We start from the raw sequence: 500 nt of genomic DNA on the forward strand, positions 1-500 counted from the left end.
TGAGTGCTGTGGCCCTATTCCAGGATAATCAAGTCCGGAGGCAATCGAATGCACTGGCGCAGGCTCACCTTTGTCATCAGGGAGCACATAACACTTAAAACCATGAATCCCTCCTTTTACTCCTAAGGTCATGGTGGCGGCATGGTCAGGGGTATCTAGGCCTTTACCAGCAGGTTCGACACCTACTTTCTCAACATCATCATCTGCCAAAAAGCCACTAAATAGTCCAATGGCATTGGAGCCGCCGCCGACACAAGCCACCACTTTACTGGGCAGCTTACCCGTCGTAGCTAAAAACTGCTCTCGAGCCTCATGACCAACGACCGATTGGAAATAGCTGACCATTTCAGGGTAAGGGGCCGGTCCAACGACCGAGCCAATGGCAAACATACTGCTATCAAGCTCACCAAGATAAGTCGCAAAGGCACTGTCTACCGCTTCTTTTAGCGTTCCTGCTCCCTCTGATACAGGAACAATCTTCGCCCCTAGGATCTTCATTC

Annotated in this window: 1 pseudogene; it reads right to left on the reverse strand. The window is 50.8% G+C overall.

What is annotated here, in order from left to right:
* A pseudogene (locus FHK88_RS03725) lies at window positions 1–500 on the reverse strand (tryptophan synthase subunit beta); the annotation flags it as partial.

It is taken from the genome of Psychrobacter sp. I-STPA6b (assembly GCF_020662265.1).
Classification (GTDB): Bacteria; Pseudomonadota; Gammaproteobacteria; order Pseudomonadales; family Moraxellaceae; genus Psychrobacter.